This window comes from Bradyrhizobium sp. ORS 278 (assembly GCF_000026145.1).
Taxonomy (GTDB): Bacteria; Pseudomonadota; Alphaproteobacteria; order Rhizobiales; family Xanthobacteraceae; genus Bradyrhizobium.
Genome location: NC_009445.1, coordinates 4397056 through 4412035 on the forward strand (window position 1 = coordinate 4397056; position 14980 = coordinate 4412035).

The following is a 14980-nucleotide window of genomic DNA, read 5'->3' on the forward strand; positions in this document are numbered from 1 at the left end:
GTTCCTTTTGTTTAGCCCCCTTGCACGCAGTCCGCCATCGTGCGCAACCGCCACAAGGTGCGATCTGATCCGGACTTCACTGACGCGTCGATATCGCCCGCTTGTTTCGGATCGTTTGATGAGGCGAATCCCGGGATTGAGATTTGTATCGCCACGCGACATTAGGTGGCTATCGACCCGGGGGGTGTCAAGTATCGGTAAACGCCCGCCAAATACGGCTTCACGCGGCGGGATACTGAAACACTGCGACGCCGCGGACTGAACGTCCGCAGCGGTCGCTGAACTGATAAATCGAGTCGTCTGTCGATCGTGCCAGCGCGGATCACGCGCTGGCGCTGCTTTCCACCGCGCGATCGGAGCGATCGGCGTAGATGTAGAGCGGACGGGCCGTGCCTTCGACCACCTCGCGCGAGATGACCACTTCCTCGACGCCTTCGAGACCCGGCAGGTCGAACATCGTCTCGAGCAGGATGCTCTCGAGGATCGACCGCAGACCACGGGCACCGGTCTTGCGCTCGATGGCCTTGCGCGACACCGCACCCAGCGCCTCGTCGGCGAAGGTGAGCTCGATGTTCTCCATCTCGAACAGGCGCTGATACTGCTTCACCAACGCGTTCTTCGGCTCGGTGAGGATCTTCTTCAGCGAGTTCTCGTCGAGGTCCTCGAGTGTCGCCACGACCGGCAGACGGCCGACGAACTCGGGGATCAGGCCGTACTTGAGCAGATCCTCAGGCTCGACGTGACGGAAGATCTCGCCGGTGCGGCGGTCTTCCGGCGCCAGCACTTGGGCGGCGAAGCCGATCGAGGTCGACCGGCCGCGCGCCGAGATGATCTTCTCGAGGCCGGAGAACGCACCACCGCAGATGAACAGGATGTTGGTGGTGTCGACCTGCAGGAACTCCTGCTGCGGATGCTTGCGGCCGCCCTGCGGCGGAACCGACGCAACCGTGCCTTCCATGATCTTCAGCAGCGCCTGCTGCACGCCCTCGCCCGAGACGTCGCGCGTGATCGACGGATTGTCGGACTTCCGACTGATCTTGTCGATCTCGTCGATGTAGACAATGCCACGCTGCGCGCGCTCGACATTGTAGTCGGCCGCCTGCAGCAGCTTCAGGATGATGTTCTCGACGTCCTCACCGACATAGCCGGCCTCGGTCAGGGTCGTGGCGTCGGCCATCGTGAACGGCACGTCGAGGATGCGGGCGAGCGTCTGCGCGAGCAGCGTCTTGCCCGAACCGGTCGGACCGATCAGCAGGATGTTCGACTTCGCGAGCTCGACGTCCGAGTGCTTGGTCTGGTGATTGAGCCGCTTGTAGTGGTTGTGAACGGCGACCGAGAGCACCTTCTTCGCATGGTTCTGGCCGATCACGTAATCGTCGAGGACCTTGCAGATTTCCTTCGGCGTCGGAATGCCGTCGCGCGACTTGACCAGCGAGGACTTGTTCTCCTCGCGGATGATATCCATGCAGAGTTCGACGCACTCGTCGCAGATGAAGACGGTTGGACCTGCGATCAGTTTGCGGACTTCGTGCTGGCTCTTGCCGCAGAACGAGCAATAAAGCGTATTCTTCGCGTCGCCGTTTCCGACCTTACTCATTCCTATCTCCGTCCGCGGTTCGCTCTTGTCCGCTCGTTCGTTCCGACCCGGCTCGGGCCGGACCGAATTGATGAAAGAGCAAAATTCGTACCAAAATTAAGACCTTGTTCTTGACTCGCCGTGCACCCACGGCTCACGCGAATCCCCCACGATCCATAACTGGGCACTCTAGCCAATCATGCTGTCATCCGACTATCAAGAATTCGCTAATCGGAGGACAGACCCTAGACCGTGACATTACCGTGATTTTAGGGCTTGACACGGCAAGAACACGCGAAATCGGCTGGACGTTGCGAGTTTGCCACGCCTGTTTGCCGGTTGCACGGCAGGGTTGCGGCCCTTTTGGGACCCCACCTTAGTACCTTCGCCGGCCGGAGCCGGCAAAGGCGATGCCGTGATGCACCGAGGCCCGTCGCACGGACCTCGCCTTACTCAGCTACGGCTCACTTGCCCATCGCCGCCGGGTCTTCCGGCCGCTTGTCGAGCACCTTGTCGATGAGCCCGAACTCCTGGGCGGCTTCCGCCGTCAGGAATTTGTCGCGTTCCAGCGCATCCTCGATCGCCTTGTACGGCTGGCCGGTATGCTTCACGTAGATCTCGTTGAGCCGCTTCTTGAGGCTCAGGATCTCCTGGGCGTGCAGCATGATATCGGTCGCCTGGCCCTGGAAGCCGCCGGACGGCTGATGCACCATGATGCGCGAGTTCGGCAGCGAGAAGCGCATGTCCTTGTGGCCGGCGCAGAGCAGCAGCGAGCCCATCGAGGCGGCTTGGCCGGTGCACAGCGTCGACACCGCCGGACGGATGAACTGCATCGTGTCGTAGATCGCGAGACCCGACGTCACCACGCCGCCCGGCGAGTTGATGTACATCGCGATCTCCTTCTTCGGGTTCTCGGCCTCGAGGAAGAGCAGCTGCGCGACGATCAGCGTCGCCATGCCGTCTTCGACCGGGCCGGTCACGAAGATGATGCGCTCCTTCAGGAGGCGCGAGAAGATGTCGTAGGCGCGCTCACCGCGGTTGGTCTGTTCGACCACCATGGGCACAAGGTTCATATAGGTTTCAACGGGATCGCGCATGAATCACCCAAGGGTTGGACCAGCAGTTGAAGACGACTGGCCGCCGCAGGTGAGGCTCGTTCAGCGAGCAGCGACGGACAGTGGCCCCGTGATGCAGAACTTCAAGACCGAGCCCAGAGATATGGACCAATTTCCCGGTGACAAGACCGGGTCTCCTGGCCGACCGCGAGCGAGGTCGCCGTCCTGTTCAAGCTGATTCCCGCGGCGGCGGCCAGCGTCGGAACTTGGCTGACCCGCGCTTTCACGGGTCAACCTTAACTCCCGCTTATGTCGCGAACCCGACGAGAGGTGGCCCGATCAGGCCGCCTTGTCGTCGTCGTCCTTGAACAGCTCGTCCTTCGAGACCTTCTTCTCGGTGACGTTGGCGAGCTCGAGGATGAAGTCGACGACCTTGTCCTCGTAGATCGGCGCGCGCAGCTGTGCGAGCGCCTGCGGGTTGCTGCGATAGAAGTCCCAGACCTCCTTCTCGCGGCCCGGCATCGAGCGCGCGCGCTCGATCACGGCGCGGCTGACCTCGTCGTCGGTGACGGTGATCTTGTTCTTCTCGCCGATCTCCGACAGCACCAGACCGAGACGCACGCGGCGGTCGGCGATGGTGCGGTACTCTTCCTTGGCCTTGTCCTCGGTGGTGTTCTCGTCGGCGAAGGTCTTGCCGCTCGACTTCATCTCGGCCTGGACCGAGTTCCACATCAGGTTGAACTCCTCGTCGATCAGCGACGGCGGCGCATCGAACTTGTGGGTCTCGTCGAGACGGTCGAGCAGCGCGCGCTTGACGCGCTGGCGGGTCGCCTGGGTGAACTCGCCGGCGAGACGGTCGCGCATCAGCTCCTTCAGCTTGTCGAGCGATTCCAGGCCGAGCGTCTTGGCGAACTCGTCGTCGACGACCTTGTCCTCGGGCGCCTCGATGGCGGTCGCGGTGGTCTCGAACTCCGCGGCCTTCCCGGCCAGCTCGTTGTTGAGATAGTTGGTCGGGAACGTGACCTTCAGCGTGCGGGTCTCGCCCACGGCGATGCCGACAAGCTGATCCTCGAAGCCCGGGATGAAGGTGTTCGAGCCGATCACGACGTCGATACCCTCGCCGGTGCCGCCGTCGAAGGCGACGCCGTCGATCGTGCCCTTGAAGTTGACCTTGACGCGGTCGCCGCTCGCAGCCTTCGCACCCTCGGCCTTGGCGGCATAGCTGCGGTTGGCATCGGCCAGGCGCTTGATCGCCTCATCGACGTCGGCGTCGGTGATGTCGGCGACCGGCTTTTCGACCGCGAAGGTCTTGAAGTCGGCGAGCGTGATCGCCGGCACCACTTCGATCGCGACGCTGTAGGTCAGGTCGGACTGGCCGGCGAGGATCTTCTCAACCTCGGCCTCCTCGGTCGGCATCGTCACCTTCGGCTCGGTCGCGAGGCGGAAGCCACGCTCGGTGAAGATCTGCGTGTTGGTGTCGCGGATGGTCTGGTCGATGGTCTCGGCCATGACCGACTTGCCGTAGATCTTCTTCAGATGCGCCACCGGCACCTTGCCGGGGCGGAAGCCGTTGATGCGGACCTTGTCCTTGAGATCGACCAGCTTGGCATCCGCCTTGGCGTCGAGATCCGCCGCGGGAACGCTGATCTGGAACTCATGCTTCAAGCCTTCTGACAAGGTTTCTGTGACCTGCATGGCGCCAATCTTCTTCCGCTACGGTCCGGACCCTTGCGATCCGGACACACCTGATTCAATTGTGGACGACGCGCGGCCAACGAGCCTTGCGCCGGTGGGATCGGTGCCGCCGCTCTCCTGTCGCAGGAGCGCGGCTGCGCCGTGAAACTTTGGGCAAACGCTAAGGAAGCGCTTGGTGCGGGCGGAGGGACTCGAACCCCCACAACTTTCGTCACTGGAACCTAAATCCAGCGCGTCTACCAGTTCCGCCACGCCCGCGTGAACTGCATCGATAGCCCGGCCGCGATGCCGCGGGCGGCGCGGCTTATACCACGCGTGAAACCGTCCGCAGCAAAAAAATGGGCCCGAAAGCGCACCCGCGACCCGGCCGATCGGCCAAGCTCGCGGCACAGATAAGGGAAAACGAGATGATCCGCATCCCCCTCAACGCACAATGTTTTGCCGCATGACGCAGCGCTGGGAGGGAGTCAGCCGCCGCGCCGTGCTCGGCGGCTTTGCCGCAGCCTGCGCGGTGTCGTGGCCGCGGCTCGCGCCGGCTGCCGAACGGATGTCCGTCGCCTTGGAAGGCCGCGCCGAATCTCTCGCGCTCGCCCCTGGCCGGTCGGCCTTGCGCGTCTCGCAACTCGCCGGCGGGGCCGCGGTGCTCAGGTTCGGCCGTGGCAGTGCATTCGACCTGGCGATGGCAAACGGCCTCGCGATACCGGCCGCGCTGTCGGGCCGCGGCCTCGCTTTGCCCGCGCCGCTGCTGGTCGCCCGACCGGTCGCTCCCGGCGGCCGCGCCAGCATCGCGGCGACAGCGCTGCGCTCCGGAACCGGGCTGCTCGACCTGCGGCTGCTGGCCGACGGAGCCTCCGACCCGATCCGGCCGCTGCCTGTCATCGTCGACGAGGTATTGCCGGTAACCTTCGACCGCGACGAGGTTTTTCTGGTCGAGGACTTCCGCATCAAGCCCGACGGCAAGGCGATCGCGCCGGGGACTGCGGCCCAGGACTCCGAGCTGCTCTACAGCGTTAATGGGCAGCTCCAGCCGGACATTGCGCTGCGCGCGCAGGCGCGGGTCAGGCTTCGCTTCATCAATGGCTGCCATCGCGCTGTGATCGCCATCAAAATCGCCGACGTCGAGGCTATCAGGGTGATCGCGATCGACAGCCAGCCGGCAGAGCCGTTCCTCGCCCGCAACGGCGCGGTGGTGCTGCCACCCGGCGGCCGCACCGACGTGGTCATCGACATGCCCGCCAAGGCGCCGCTGCCGGTGCTGCTGCACGACGGCAGTAGCGCGCGGCCGATCGCCCGCCTGACGTTGTCGGGAGAGCCGCCGCAACGGTCCGGCCCGCTTCCTGCGCCGGCGCCACTGCCGTCGAACGGGCTGCCGGACAAGCTCGACCTGCGCTCCGCGATGCGCGCCGATCTTGCATTGGACGGTCCGGAATGGCGGCCGCCCGCGCAGTTCAATCCAGGCAGCGCGCCCGCCTTCAAGGCCAAGCCCGGCCGCGTCGTGGTGCTGGCGCTCGCCAATAAGGCGGCCGGACCGAGGGTGGTTCATCTGCACGGCCAGCCGTTCCGCCTGCTCGACCGGCTCGACGATGGCTGGAAGCCATATTGGCTCGACACGCTGGCACTCGAAGCCGGCCAGACCCAGCGCATCGCCTTCTCAGCCGAAGCCGCTGGCCGGTTCCTGGTCGAGAGCATGGCCACCGACTGGGCGGCGCCACGCCTCGTCAGGTGGTATGAGATCGGGTGAGGAAACGAACCAGGGAGAACTCCCATGACCACCGCCGCCATCACCGGCGTCACCGCGCGCGCCGTCATCACGCCGATGAAGCGCCCGCTGCGCAACGCCTTCGGCGTGATCGATTCAGGCCCGCTGGTGCTGATCGACGTCACGACAGATCAGGGCGTGACCGGCCATTCCTATCTCTTCGCCTACACCAGGCTGGCTCTGAAGCCGCTCGTGCATCTGGTCGAGGATATCGGCCGCGAGCTCGCCGGCAAGGCGCTGGTGCCGGTCGATCTGATGAAGGCGATGGACGCGAAATTCCGGCTGCTCGGCTGGCAGGGGCTGGTCGGCATGGCCGTCTCGGGGCTCGACATGGCGTTCTGGGATGCGCTCGGCCAGCTCGCGGGCAAGCCCGTCGTCGAGCTGCTCGGCGGCAGCGCTCGTCCCATTCCCGCCTATGACAGCTACGGCGTGCTCGACGCCCGGGACGACGAGCGCACCTTGCGCACCGCGTGCGACGAGCACGGCTTCCGCGCCATCAAGAGCAAGGGCGGCCATGGCGACCTCGCCACCGACGAGGCGATGATCAAGGGCCTGCGCGCTTTGCTCGGGCCCGACATCGCGCTGATGCTCGACTTCAACCAGTCGCTCGATCCCGCTGAGGCCACGCGCAGAATCGCGCGTCTTGCGGATTACGACCTGACCTGGATCGAGGAGCCGGTGCCGCAGGAGAATCTCTCCGGCCACGCCGCGGTGCGCGAGCGCTCGGAGATCCCGATCCAGGCCGGCGAGAACTGGTGGTTTCCGCGCGGCTTCGCCGAAGCGATCGCCGCCGGCGCCTCCGACTTCATCATGCCCGACCTGATGAAGGTCGGCGGCATCACCGGCTGGCTCAATGTCGCCGGCCAGGCCGACGCCGCCTCGATCCCGATGTCGAGCCACATCCTGCCCGAGGCCAGCGCCCATGTGCTGCCGGTGACGCCGACGGCGCATTTCCTCGAAGTGCTCGACTTCGCCGGGGCCATTCTCACCGAGCCGCTGCGGGTGATCGACGGCAAGGTGACCGCGAAGGGCCCGGGTCTCGGACTTGCGTGGAACGAGAGCGCGGTGGCGAAGTATCAGGTGACGTGAGCCATACTGGCGTCCGCGAGACGCATCGACGCCGCCGCAAACTCAGCTGGATCGCCCGGCTTGACCGGGCGATCCAGTATGCCGAGGCGTCTTTGATTGAATCGATGGGCCGCGGCGTACTGGATGCCCGCCTTCGCGGGCATGACAGTCGTGGCTGAGCAGCAGCGCTCCTCATCCATCAGTACTCGATCCCAAACCTGTCATAGAGCCGCCGGAACACCGCAGGCAGCGTCTCCGTCAGGTCCTCCGCGATCAATCCGGGCCCCGCCTCCGATCCCGCCTCGCCATGCATCCAGACGCCGATGCAGGCCGCCTCGAACGCCGGAACGCCCTGCGCGAGCAGCCCTGCGATGATGCCGGCGAGCACGTCGCCGGCGCCGGCGGTGGCGAGCCAGGGTGGCGCGTTGGCGGCGATCGCCGCGCGCCCGTCAGGGGCGGCCACGGTGGTGTCGGCGCCTTTCAGCAGCACCACCGCACCGCAGCGCGCGGCGGCGGCGCGCACGCGCTCCAGCTTGGAGCGGCCGGGATGCTTGTTGCTGAGGTCGGAAAACAGCCGCGGGAATTCGCCTTCGTGCGGCGTCAGCACGACCTGCGCGTCGGCCGTCGCCCGGATCTGCTCGAACAGCCGCTCGGGCGCATCGGCGAAGCTGGTCAGCGCATCGGCATCGAGGACGAGATGACGCTGCGCGCCAAGCCCCGTGAAGACGAGGTCGCGGGTACGCTCGCCGACGCCGCTGCCGGGGCCGATAATGCAAGTGTTGTAGCGCTTGTCGCCGAGCAGCTCGCCGAACTCGATCGCGCTGTCGGCCGCCCGCACCATCACCGCCGTCAGCGCGGCCGCGTTGACCGCGAGTGCATCGCGCGGCGAAGCCAGCGTCACCAGGCCGGCGCCGGCGCGCAGCGCGGCGCGCGCCGCCATGCGCGAGGCCCCTGTCGCCGCGACATCGCCCGACATCGCCAGCACATGACCGCGCGCATATTTGTGGCCGTCAATGCGTGGCACCGGAAAGCGCGGCTGCCACAGCTCCGGCTCGTTCTCGAAAGCGAGCGGCCGAATCTCCTCGAGCACATGCGGATCGATGCCGATGTCGGCGAGCCGGACTCGGCCGCAATGCTGGCGTCCCGGCAGCAACAGATGCGCCGGCTTCTTGCGGAAGAACGTGACGGTCTCGGTGGCGCGGACCGCGATGCCCATCACCGCGCCGGTGGTGCCGTTGATGCCGCTCGGCAGATCGACGGCCAGCACCGGCGCGCCATTGGCATTGATCGCGGCGATCACGTCGGAGGGCTCGCCCGTGACCGGGCGGCTGAGACCAGCACCGAACAACGCATCGATGATCAGCGCCGGCTTGCCGATCGCCTGCGGCGTGAATGGCAGCACCGGAAACTTCCAGCCCCTGGCGGCGGAGGCCGCATCGCCCTGCAACGCATCTCGCTCGCACATCAGGATGACTGAGACGTCGCGGCCTTGCGCGGCGAGCTCGGCCGCCGCAACGAAGCCATCGCCGCCGTTGTTGCCGGGACCGCACACGACCAGGATCGGCCCCTCGTCGACCAGATCCATGGCGGCTGCGGCCACCGCCTGGCCTGCACTCAGCATCAACGAGAAGCCCGGCGTCCCGGCTGCGATCGTCAGCCGGTCGGCGCGCTCCATTTCACTCGTGGTCAACACGTCCATTGCTGCTCGTATCCCCTGCAGCCGCGATCTCCAGCAGCGGCCCGATCTCTGGGCTGATCCCGCCCCGCAACCCCGCGCCCCGTGCGAGCGGGCCGATTCCCTGCCCCGCCCCTCCTATTGCCCCGATGGGCGGCAAGTTCCAAGAGTGCTTCACGAGCCCTTCCCGTTCTTGGACCGCCGATCGCATCAGCAGCGTCGCCCTTTCGCTGGGCATTTCGGTCGGCGAGGAGACGCGCCATCCACATCTGCACAACTTGTGGCCTGTTTGCCTAATTCTGGGGCTCCGGTATTCTATCCCTTCCCATGGGGAATCGTTAGGCCAGCGCGAAAGGCGCGGATATCCGCTCGATTTAGCCGCGTTAACGACTTGGCATAGACCCTGCTTTTGTGGAGCCACTTCGGCACGGGGCAAGACGGGCTGTCAATCACCGGGCCTCCGCCGGAGCGCGTCGGGCCCGGTAACGAATGATCAGACACCCTGCGCGTTGGCGCAGCCTGACGATGACCCACTTGTTTTTTATAGAGGAATGCCCGGGAGGCGCTCAGTGAAGAAAATCGAAGCCATCATCAAGCCGTTCAAGCTGGACGAGGTGAAGGAAGCGCTTCAGGAAGTGGGGCTGCAGGGCATTACGGTCACCGAGGCCAAGGGCTTCGGCCGGCAGAAAGGACATGCGGAGCTGTATCGCGGCGCCGAATACATCGTCGACTTCCTGCCCAAGGTGAAAATCGAAATCGTCATCGGCGACGACCTCGTCGAGCGCGCCATCGAGGCGATCCGCCGCGCCGCCCAGACCGGCCGCATCGGCGACGGCAAGATCTTCGTGTCCAACATCGAGGAAGCCATCCGCATCAGAACCGGAGAGTCGGGGCTCGACGCGATCTAGCCCGCGCGTCCCGCGGCTTGGAACGGGCGTCCCGTCTCAAGCCGCGGACGGAGAAAATTTGCTGCGACAGCAGCCGCGACGGCAGCCGGTGTGTCCTCTCAGGGGCACCTCGACGCGGCCGTTTTGGCGTTTCCGATGTTGTCTTGGCCCCCGGGCGAGGCTATGGAGCATGACCCGCGGACGCCGTCCCGCGCCGGGCCGTGACGTTTCAGCCAAGAGGGGTATTCATGAAGACCGCCAAGGACGTCTTGAAAGCAATCAAAGACAACGACGTCAAATACGTCGACCTCCGCTTCACCGACCCGCGGGGCAAGTGGCAGCACGTCACCTTCGACGTCAGCATGATCGATGAAGACATTTTCGCTGAAGGCACCATGTTCGACGGCTCCTCGATCGCCGGCTGGAAGGCGATCAACGAATCCGACATGTGCCTGATGCCCGACCCGGTGACCGCGACGATCGATCCGTTCTTCGCCGAAACCACCATGATCATCACCTGCGACGTGCTCGAGCCGACCACCGGCGAGCCGTACAACCGCGACCCCCGCGGCATCGCCAAGAAGGCCGAGGCGATGGTGAAGTCGATGGGCGTGGGCGATTCCGTGTTCGTCGGCCCCGAGGCCGAGTTTTTCGTGTTCGACGACGTGCGCTACAGCTCCTCGCCGTACAACACCGGCTTCCGCCTCGACTCCTCGGAGCTGCCGACCAACTCCGATACCGAGTATGAGGGCGGCAACCTCGGCCACCGCATCCGCACCAAGGCCGGCTACTTCCCGGTGCCGCCGCAGGACTCGGTGCAGGACATGCGCTCGGAGATGCTCGGCGCAATGGCTCGCATGGGCGTCAAGGTCGAGAAGCACCATCACGAGGTCGCCTCCGCCCAGCACGAGCTCGGCATGAAGTTCGACACGCTGACCCTGATGGCCGACCAGATGCAGATCTACAAGTACTGCATCCAGCAGGTCGCGCACATCTACGGCAAGACCGCCACCTTCATGCCGAAGCCGGTGTACGGCGACAACGGCTCGGGCATGCACGTCCACCAGTCGATCTGGAAGGACGGCAAGCCGGTGTTCGCGGGCAACAAATATTCCGACCTGTCGGAGACCTGCCTGTCCTACATCGCCGGCATCATCAAGCACGCCAAGGCCATCAACGCCTTCACCAACCCGTCGACCAACTCCTACAAGCGTCTGGTGCCGGGCTATGAGGCGCCGGTGCTGCTCGCCTACTCCGCGCGCAACCGCTCGGCCTCGTGCCGCATCCCCTACACCTCCTCGCCGAAGGCCAAGCGCGTCGAGGTCCGCTTCCCCGATCCGCTCGCCAACCCGTATCTCGGCTTCGCCGCGATGCTGATGGCCGGCCTCGACGGCATCAAGAACAAGATGGATCCGGGTCCGGCGATGGACAAGGACCTCTACGACCTGCCGAAGGAGGAGCTGAAGCAGATCCCGACCGTTTGCGGTTCGCTCCGCGAGGCGCTCGAGAACCTCGACAAGGACCGCGCCTTCCTGAAGGCCGGCGGCGTGTTCGACGACGACTTCATCGACAGCTACATCGAACTGAAGATGACCGAGGTCGCGCGCTTCGAAATGACCCCGCACCCGGTCGAGTTCGACATGTACTACTCGGGCTGACAAGCCCAATTGATCGGCGGATCACGAAGGCGCCCCTCGGGGCGCCTTTTTGTTTGCCGGGGCGAACTGTCCGGTGGCGAGAGGTCACGGGCTCTCGAGACGCTTGGCTGCATGAGGCCCGACTGTTAGGACGGCCGCGCTACTTGTCGGGATAATGCACGACGATCTGCTCGACGACCGGAGCCCATTTGCGCGCTCGCAAGTTGCCGGACGAAATGCGGTCTCCCTGGGGAACCCCGTTCTCGTCCCTGCCCTTGCCAAATCGAACCGAGATTCTGCAGCCGCCCGGCAGAGGACGGTCCAGCGCACCGCCCTTCCAGTCCACGACAAAGCCGCCACCGTCAGTGAAGAACTCGCGCATCAGAAATGGCCGGCCGTTGATCTTTTGCACCTCGGCCAGCGTCGAACCGAGCGTCACGCCGGAGACATTCCAATGGCTCGTCTTGGCGTCGATCTAGGTCAGCCGCGAAACCCGCTGCATGGTCTCGTCGGCAAAGCCAATCTCGATGCGCCACTCCGGCGATCGTGGCTGCAGCGCGACGCCCTCATAGGTGATGTCTTCCACCCCAGTGAACAACTCCTTGTCGATCACTGCCTCCTGGCCATAGCGTAGCAGCAGGCTCTTTGCGGAATCGCCGACGGACACAGGGAAGGTACAGGTGATCGCCCCCTCAGCAGGTGGCACGGTTTGTGCCGATGACGGTTCTGCGAGACACATCAACAACAGGATCGTTCGGCGCATGCGCTTCCCACTCTGGCCAGCCAGCCATGCAGCCACTACTTCGCGGCGAAATTCACGCCGATCTCGGTCACGACAGGCGCGAGCTTCACCAAAGCCGGATTGTCGGACGACACCTTCACGCCATCGCCCGAGAGCGAACGCGGCGCGTCCTTGCTGATCCCGAACCGCACCGTCACCGAGCAGCCGCCCGGCAGCGTGCGCCCGAGCGCGCCGGTCTTGAAGTCGGTGACATAGCCGCCATAGTCCCAGCCGAAGCCCGCGATGACGAACGGCTTGCCGTTGGCCTTCTGGACCGCGGCGAGGCTGGCGCCGATGCTGATGCCGGCGACGCTCCAGCGGCTCGACTTGGCCGTATCACGCAAGGTGAGGCCCGAGACCGTGGCCGCTTTTCCCTCGATGAAGCCGACCTCGATGCGCCGCTCCATCGCGCGCGGAAACAGCACCAGGCCCTTGTAAGTTTCGCCTTCCGCGCCTGGTAGATCCTGCACCACCGCCTCGCCGCCATAGCGCTGCTTGAGGCTGTTGGCGGTGTCCGTCGCGGCCACTGGCAACGTGCAGGTGATCGGCCCTTCCGTCGGCGGTGTGGTCTGAGCAAAAGCGGGACAAGCAACAGCCAGCGCTGCGGCGACGGTCAGGAGATGGCGCATCAATGAACCTTTGTGAGACGACGAGACAACGCAATCAGCCTTACGTCTGCTTCGCCGCACGGCAGGTTCAGCCCGACGTTAGGCCGCGAGCCGCCGCCTTCTCACAGCCTCGCCAAACGCCTCGAACAGTTTGCGGTTGATCGGGTTCTTCTGCGGGTCGTATTCGGCGTGCCATTGCACGCCGAGCGCAAAGCTCGGCGCTTCGGCGATGCGGATGGCCTCGATGGTGCCGTCCTCGGCGATGCCCTCGATGATCACGCGGTCGCCGGGATTGAGGATGCCCTGCCCGTGCAGCGAGTTCACCTTGATGCAGTCGCAGCCGAGGATGGAGGCAAAGGCGCCGCCTGGTGTCAGCTTGACCTCATGGCGGTCGGCGAACACGACGTTGGGGTCGGGATGGATCTCGCCGTTCTCCAGCCTGGGCATCCGGTGGTTCATGCGGCCGGGTATCTCGCGGATCTCCGGATGCAGCGAGCCGCCGAAGGCGACGTTCATCTCCTGCAGCCCGCGGCAGATCCCGAACAGCGGAATGCCCCGGGCAACGCAGGCCTCGGACAGCTGCAGGGCGACCTCGTCGCGGTGGATGTCGTAGGGCTCATGCTTGACGCTCGGCTCGGTGTTGAACCGGGTCGGATGCACGTTGGCGCGAGCGCCGGTCAGCACGACGCCGTCGACAACGTCGAGCAGCGCGGCGATGTCGGTGATCTCCGGGACGCCGGCAAACATCAAAGGCAGCGCCCCCGCGACCTCCGCCACGGCGCTCAGATTGCGCTCGCCCACCATCTGCACCGTAAATCTGTTCTCGACGCGATGGCTGTTGCCGATCACGCCGACGACCGGACGCTTCATGACCCTCTTTTCCGTCTCTCTCCCGCGGAAGGCACAAATCGTGCCTTTCGCAAATCATGCCCGTGTCGTACAGCCGGATCAACAGATGAGCGCGCGGGTCCCCAATGCCATTCCGGGCCCCGGCGGGCTTTGATCCGCGAAACCATTCCTCACGCCTGCGCTTGATCCCCATGCGGTTTTCGCCAATGTGTGGGGGCCGATCAGCACAGAGGACGCCACATGACCGCCCCCGCAGACCCACGCCTCCAGGCCCGCAGCGACCTGGCCTGGGCCATTACCGTGGGCGGCATCGGCGTGATCCTGTTCATGGCCGGGCTCGCCTTCAGCTGGTATTACGCTGCCGCGTTGTTCCTGCTGTTTTCCGGCATGCTGCTGGGCGTCGCGCTCAATGCGATGACCACCCTGCTCGGCCGCGTGCTGCCCTGGCCGCATCCGCTGCGGCTCGCCATCGTCTGCCTGGCGCTGGCCGCCCTGCTCGTCGGCATCGTCTTCCTCGGCGGCACCACCATCGCGGATCAGGCCAAGGTGCTGAGCGACACGATCAAGTCGCAGCTCGGCAACATCAAGGGCTTCCTCGACCGCAACGGCATCGACACGAGCTTCTTCGATTTCAACGCCGGGACGCAGGCGACCTCCGCCCCCGACGGCGGCTCGACCACGCCGACGCAGTCAACCTCGCATGGATTGCCGGGCGGCCTGCCGTCGCCGAGCGCGCTGGCCTCCTCCGGCGGCGCCATCGTCAGCCAGACTTTCAAGCTGCTGCTGGGTACCGTGAGCGCCGTCGGCAACTTCTTCATCGTGCTGTTCCTGGGCCTCGCCTTCGCGGCGCAGCCGGCGGTCTACCGCAGTGGATTGCTGTTCCTCGCACCGGCCAAGTATCGCGACCAGGCGACCGTGATCATCGACCGCATCAGCTACACGCTCGAGCGCTGGCTGATCGCGCAGATCACGACGATGTTCGCGGTGTTCCTCGTCACCTGGATCGGGCTCGCCATCATCGGCGTGCAGAGCTCGTTCATCCTCGGCATCCAGGCCGGCCTGCTCGCCTTCATTCCGACGGTCGGCGCCATCATCGCCGGCGTCATCGTGGTGCTGGCGAGCCTCGCCTCCGGCTGGGTCGCGGCCGTCTCCGCCTTCGTGCTGTTCCTCGGCGTGCACGCGATGGAGAGCTATGTGTTGACGCCGCTGATCCAGCGCCAGGCGCTCGATATCCCGCCGGCGACCTTGTTCGCGTTCCAGATCCTGCTCGGCATCGTGTTCGGCGTCTGGGGCCTGACCCTGGCGCTGCCGCTGATGGCGATCGCCAAGGTCATGATCGACTATTTCAAGAGCGACCGCCGCACAGAGGACGCCGCGGCGGCGATCTGAG

At 65.4% G+C, this 14980-nt stretch carries 14 protein-coding genes and 1 tRNA gene; 5 read left to right on the plus strand and 10 right to left on the minus strand.

All coding sequences use genetic code 11. The annotated features are described in order from the left end of the window. Window positions 1–322: 322 nt before the first annotated feature. From clpX to BRADO_RS19595, 4 genes are all read right to left on the minus strand, one after another. Window positions 323–1597 (minus strand): ATP-dependent Clp protease ATP-binding subunit ClpX, encoded by a 1275-nt coding sequence (gene clpX / locus BRADO_RS19580; RefSeq protein WP_011927074.1) that lies wholly within the window; start codon window positions 1595–1597, stop codon window positions 323–325. Window positions 1598–2040: 443 nt separating this feature from the next. Beyond that, window positions 2041–2673 carry an ATP-dependent Clp protease proteolytic subunit gene (locus tag BRADO_RS19585; RefSeq protein WP_006611023.1) on the minus strand — a complete coding sequence of 211 codons (633 nt, stop codon included), beginning with the start codon at window positions 2671–2673 and terminating at the stop codon, window positions 2041–2043. Between the two features lie 297 nt (window positions 2674–2970). Then, window positions 2971–4326 carry a trigger factor gene (tig, locus tag BRADO_RS19590; RefSeq protein ID WP_011927076.1) on the minus strand — a complete coding sequence of 452 codons (1356 nt, stop codon included), beginning with the start codon at window positions 4324–4326 and terminating at the stop codon, window positions 2971–2973. Between the two features lie 173 nt (window positions 4327–4499). Next, window positions 4500–4584 (minus strand) — tRNA-Leu (locus tag BRADO_RS19595). 175 nt (window positions 4585–4759) lie between these two features. Between BRADO_RS19595 and BRADO_RS19600 the strand changes: the two genes are divergently transcribed. Next, window positions 4760–6067, plus strand: coding sequence for a multicopper oxidase domain-containing protein (locus BRADO_RS19600; RefSeq protein WP_011927077.1), 1308 nt, complete (start codon window positions 4760–4762; stop codon window positions 6065–6067). Between the two features lie 24 nt (window positions 6068–6091). Then, the gene (locus BRADO_RS19605; RefSeq protein ID WP_011927078.1) at window positions 6092–7174 is read left to right on the plus strand and encodes an enolase C-terminal domain-like protein; all 1083 of its coding nucleotides are present in this window, start codon (window positions 6092–6094) and stop codon (window positions 7172–7174) included. On the opposite strand, the gene BRADO_RS19610 is transcribed toward BRADO_RS19605, so the two are convergent. Next, entirely contained in the window at window positions 7162–7353 is a 192-nt protein-coding gene (locus tag BRADO_RS19610; RefSeq protein ID WP_041756736.1) for a hypothetical protein, read from the minus strand. The genes BRADO_RS19605 and BRADO_RS19610 overlap by 13 nt on opposite strands. Next, window positions 7353–8852 carry a bifunctional ADP-dependent NAD(P)H-hydrate dehydratase/NAD(P)H-hydrate epimerase gene (locus tag BRADO_RS19615; protein WP_011927079.1) on the minus strand — a complete coding sequence of 500 codons (1500 nt, stop codon included), beginning with the start codon at window positions 8850–8852 and terminating at the stop codon, window positions 7353–7355. Before BRADO_RS19615 ends, BRADO_RS19610 begins: the two co-directional genes overlap by 1 nt. Before the next feature lie 545 nt (window positions 8853–9397). On the opposite strand from BRADO_RS19615, the gene BRADO_RS19620 reads away from it, so the two are divergent. Then, complete coding sequence (locus tag BRADO_RS19620) at window positions 9398–9736, plus strand: P-II family nitrogen regulator (RefSeq protein WP_009027873.1); 339 nt, start codon at window positions 9398–9400, stop codon at window positions 9734–9736. 227 nt (window positions 9737–9963) lie between these two features. Then, a complete protein-coding gene (gene glnA, locus BRADO_RS19625) occupies window positions 9964–11373 on the plus strand; it encodes a type I glutamate--ammonia ligase (RefSeq protein WP_011927080.1) in 1410 nt (469 codons plus the stop codon). Between the two features lie 139 nt (window positions 11374–11512). On the opposite strand, the gene BRADO_RS35795 is transcribed toward glnA, so the two are convergent. The 4 genes from BRADO_RS35795 to BRADO_RS19640 form a co-directional block, all read right to left on the minus strand. Continuing rightward, a complete protein-coding gene (locus BRADO_RS35795; RefSeq protein WP_011927081.1) occupies window positions 11513–11791 on the minus strand; it encodes a hypothetical protein in 279 nt (92 codons plus the stop codon). A 36-nt stretch (window positions 11792–11827) separates the two neighbouring features. Continuing rightward, window positions 11828–12115 (minus strand): hypothetical protein, encoded by a 288-nt coding sequence (locus BRADO_RS35800; protein ID WP_011927082.1) that lies wholly within the window; start codon window positions 12113–12115, stop codon window positions 11828–11830. Window positions 12116–12150: 35 nt separating this feature from the next. Then, complete coding sequence (locus BRADO_RS19635) at window positions 12151–12762, minus strand: hypothetical protein (protein WP_011927083.1); 612 nt, start codon at window positions 12760–12762, stop codon at window positions 12151–12153. Window positions 12763–12840: 78 nt separating this feature from the next. Further along, the gene (locus BRADO_RS19640) at window positions 12841–13611 is read right to left on the minus strand and encodes a gamma-glutamyl-gamma-aminobutyrate hydrolase family protein (RefSeq protein WP_011927084.1); all 771 of its coding nucleotides are present in this window, start codon (window positions 13609–13611) and stop codon (window positions 12841–12843) included. 219 nt (window positions 13612–13830) lie between these two features. Here BRADO_RS19640 and BRADO_RS19645 point away from each other — a divergent pair, with 219 nt between their 5' ends. Next, entirely contained in the window at window positions 13831–14979 is a 1149-nt protein-coding gene (locus BRADO_RS19645; protein WP_041756737.1) for an AI-2E family transporter, read from the plus strand. Window position 14980 lies beyond the last annotated feature (1 nt).

Bases quoted from the DNA above. Each gene is read 5' to 3' on its own strand.
- BRADO_RS19610 (WP_041756736.1), bottom strand. From the start codon at position 7,353: ATGGATGAGGAGCGCTGCTGCTCAGCCACGACTGTCATGCCCGCGAAG.
- BRADO_RS19645 (WP_041756737.1), top strand. From the start codon at position 13,831: ATGACCGCCCCCGCAGACCCACGCCTCCAGGCCCGCAGCGACCTGGCC.
- BRADO_RS19640 (WP_011927084.1), bottom strand. From the start codon at position 13,611: ATGAAGCGTCCGGTCGTCGGCGTGATCGGCAACAGCCATCGCGTCGAG.
- tig (WP_011927076.1), bottom strand. From the start codon at position 4,326: ATGCAGGTCACAGAAACCTTGTCAGAAGGCTTGAAGCATGAGTTCCAG.
- BRADO_RS19585 (WP_006611023.1), bottom strand. From the start codon at position 2,673: ATGCGCGATCCCGTTGAAACCTATATGAACCTTGTGCCCATGGTGGTC.
- BRADO_RS19605 (WP_011927078.1), top strand. From the start codon at position 6,092: ATGACCACCGCCGCCATCACCGGCGTCACCGCGCGCGCCGTCATCACG.
- glnA (WP_011927080.1), top strand. From the start codon at position 9,964: ATGAAGACCGCCAAGGACGTCTTGAAAGCAATCAAAGACAACGACGTC.
- BRADO_RS19600 (WP_011927077.1), top strand. From the start codon at position 4,760: ATGTTTTGCCGCATGACGCAGCGCTGGGAGGGAGTCAGCCGCCGCGCC.
- BRADO_RS19635 (WP_011927083.1), bottom strand. From the start codon at position 12,762: ATGCGCCATCTCCTGACCGTCGCCGCAGCGCTGGCTGTTGCTTGTCCC.
- BRADO_RS35800 (WP_011927082.1), bottom strand. From the start codon at position 12,115: ATGCGCCGAACGATCCTGTTGTTGATGTGTCTCGCAGAACCGTCATCG.
- BRADO_RS19615 (WP_011927079.1), bottom strand. From the start codon at position 8,852: ATGGACGTGTTGACCACGAGTGAAATGGAGCGCGCCGACCGGCTGACG.
- clpX (WP_011927074.1), bottom strand. From the start codon at position 1,597: ATGAGTAAGGTCGGAAACGGCGACGCGAAGAATACGCTTTATTGCTCG.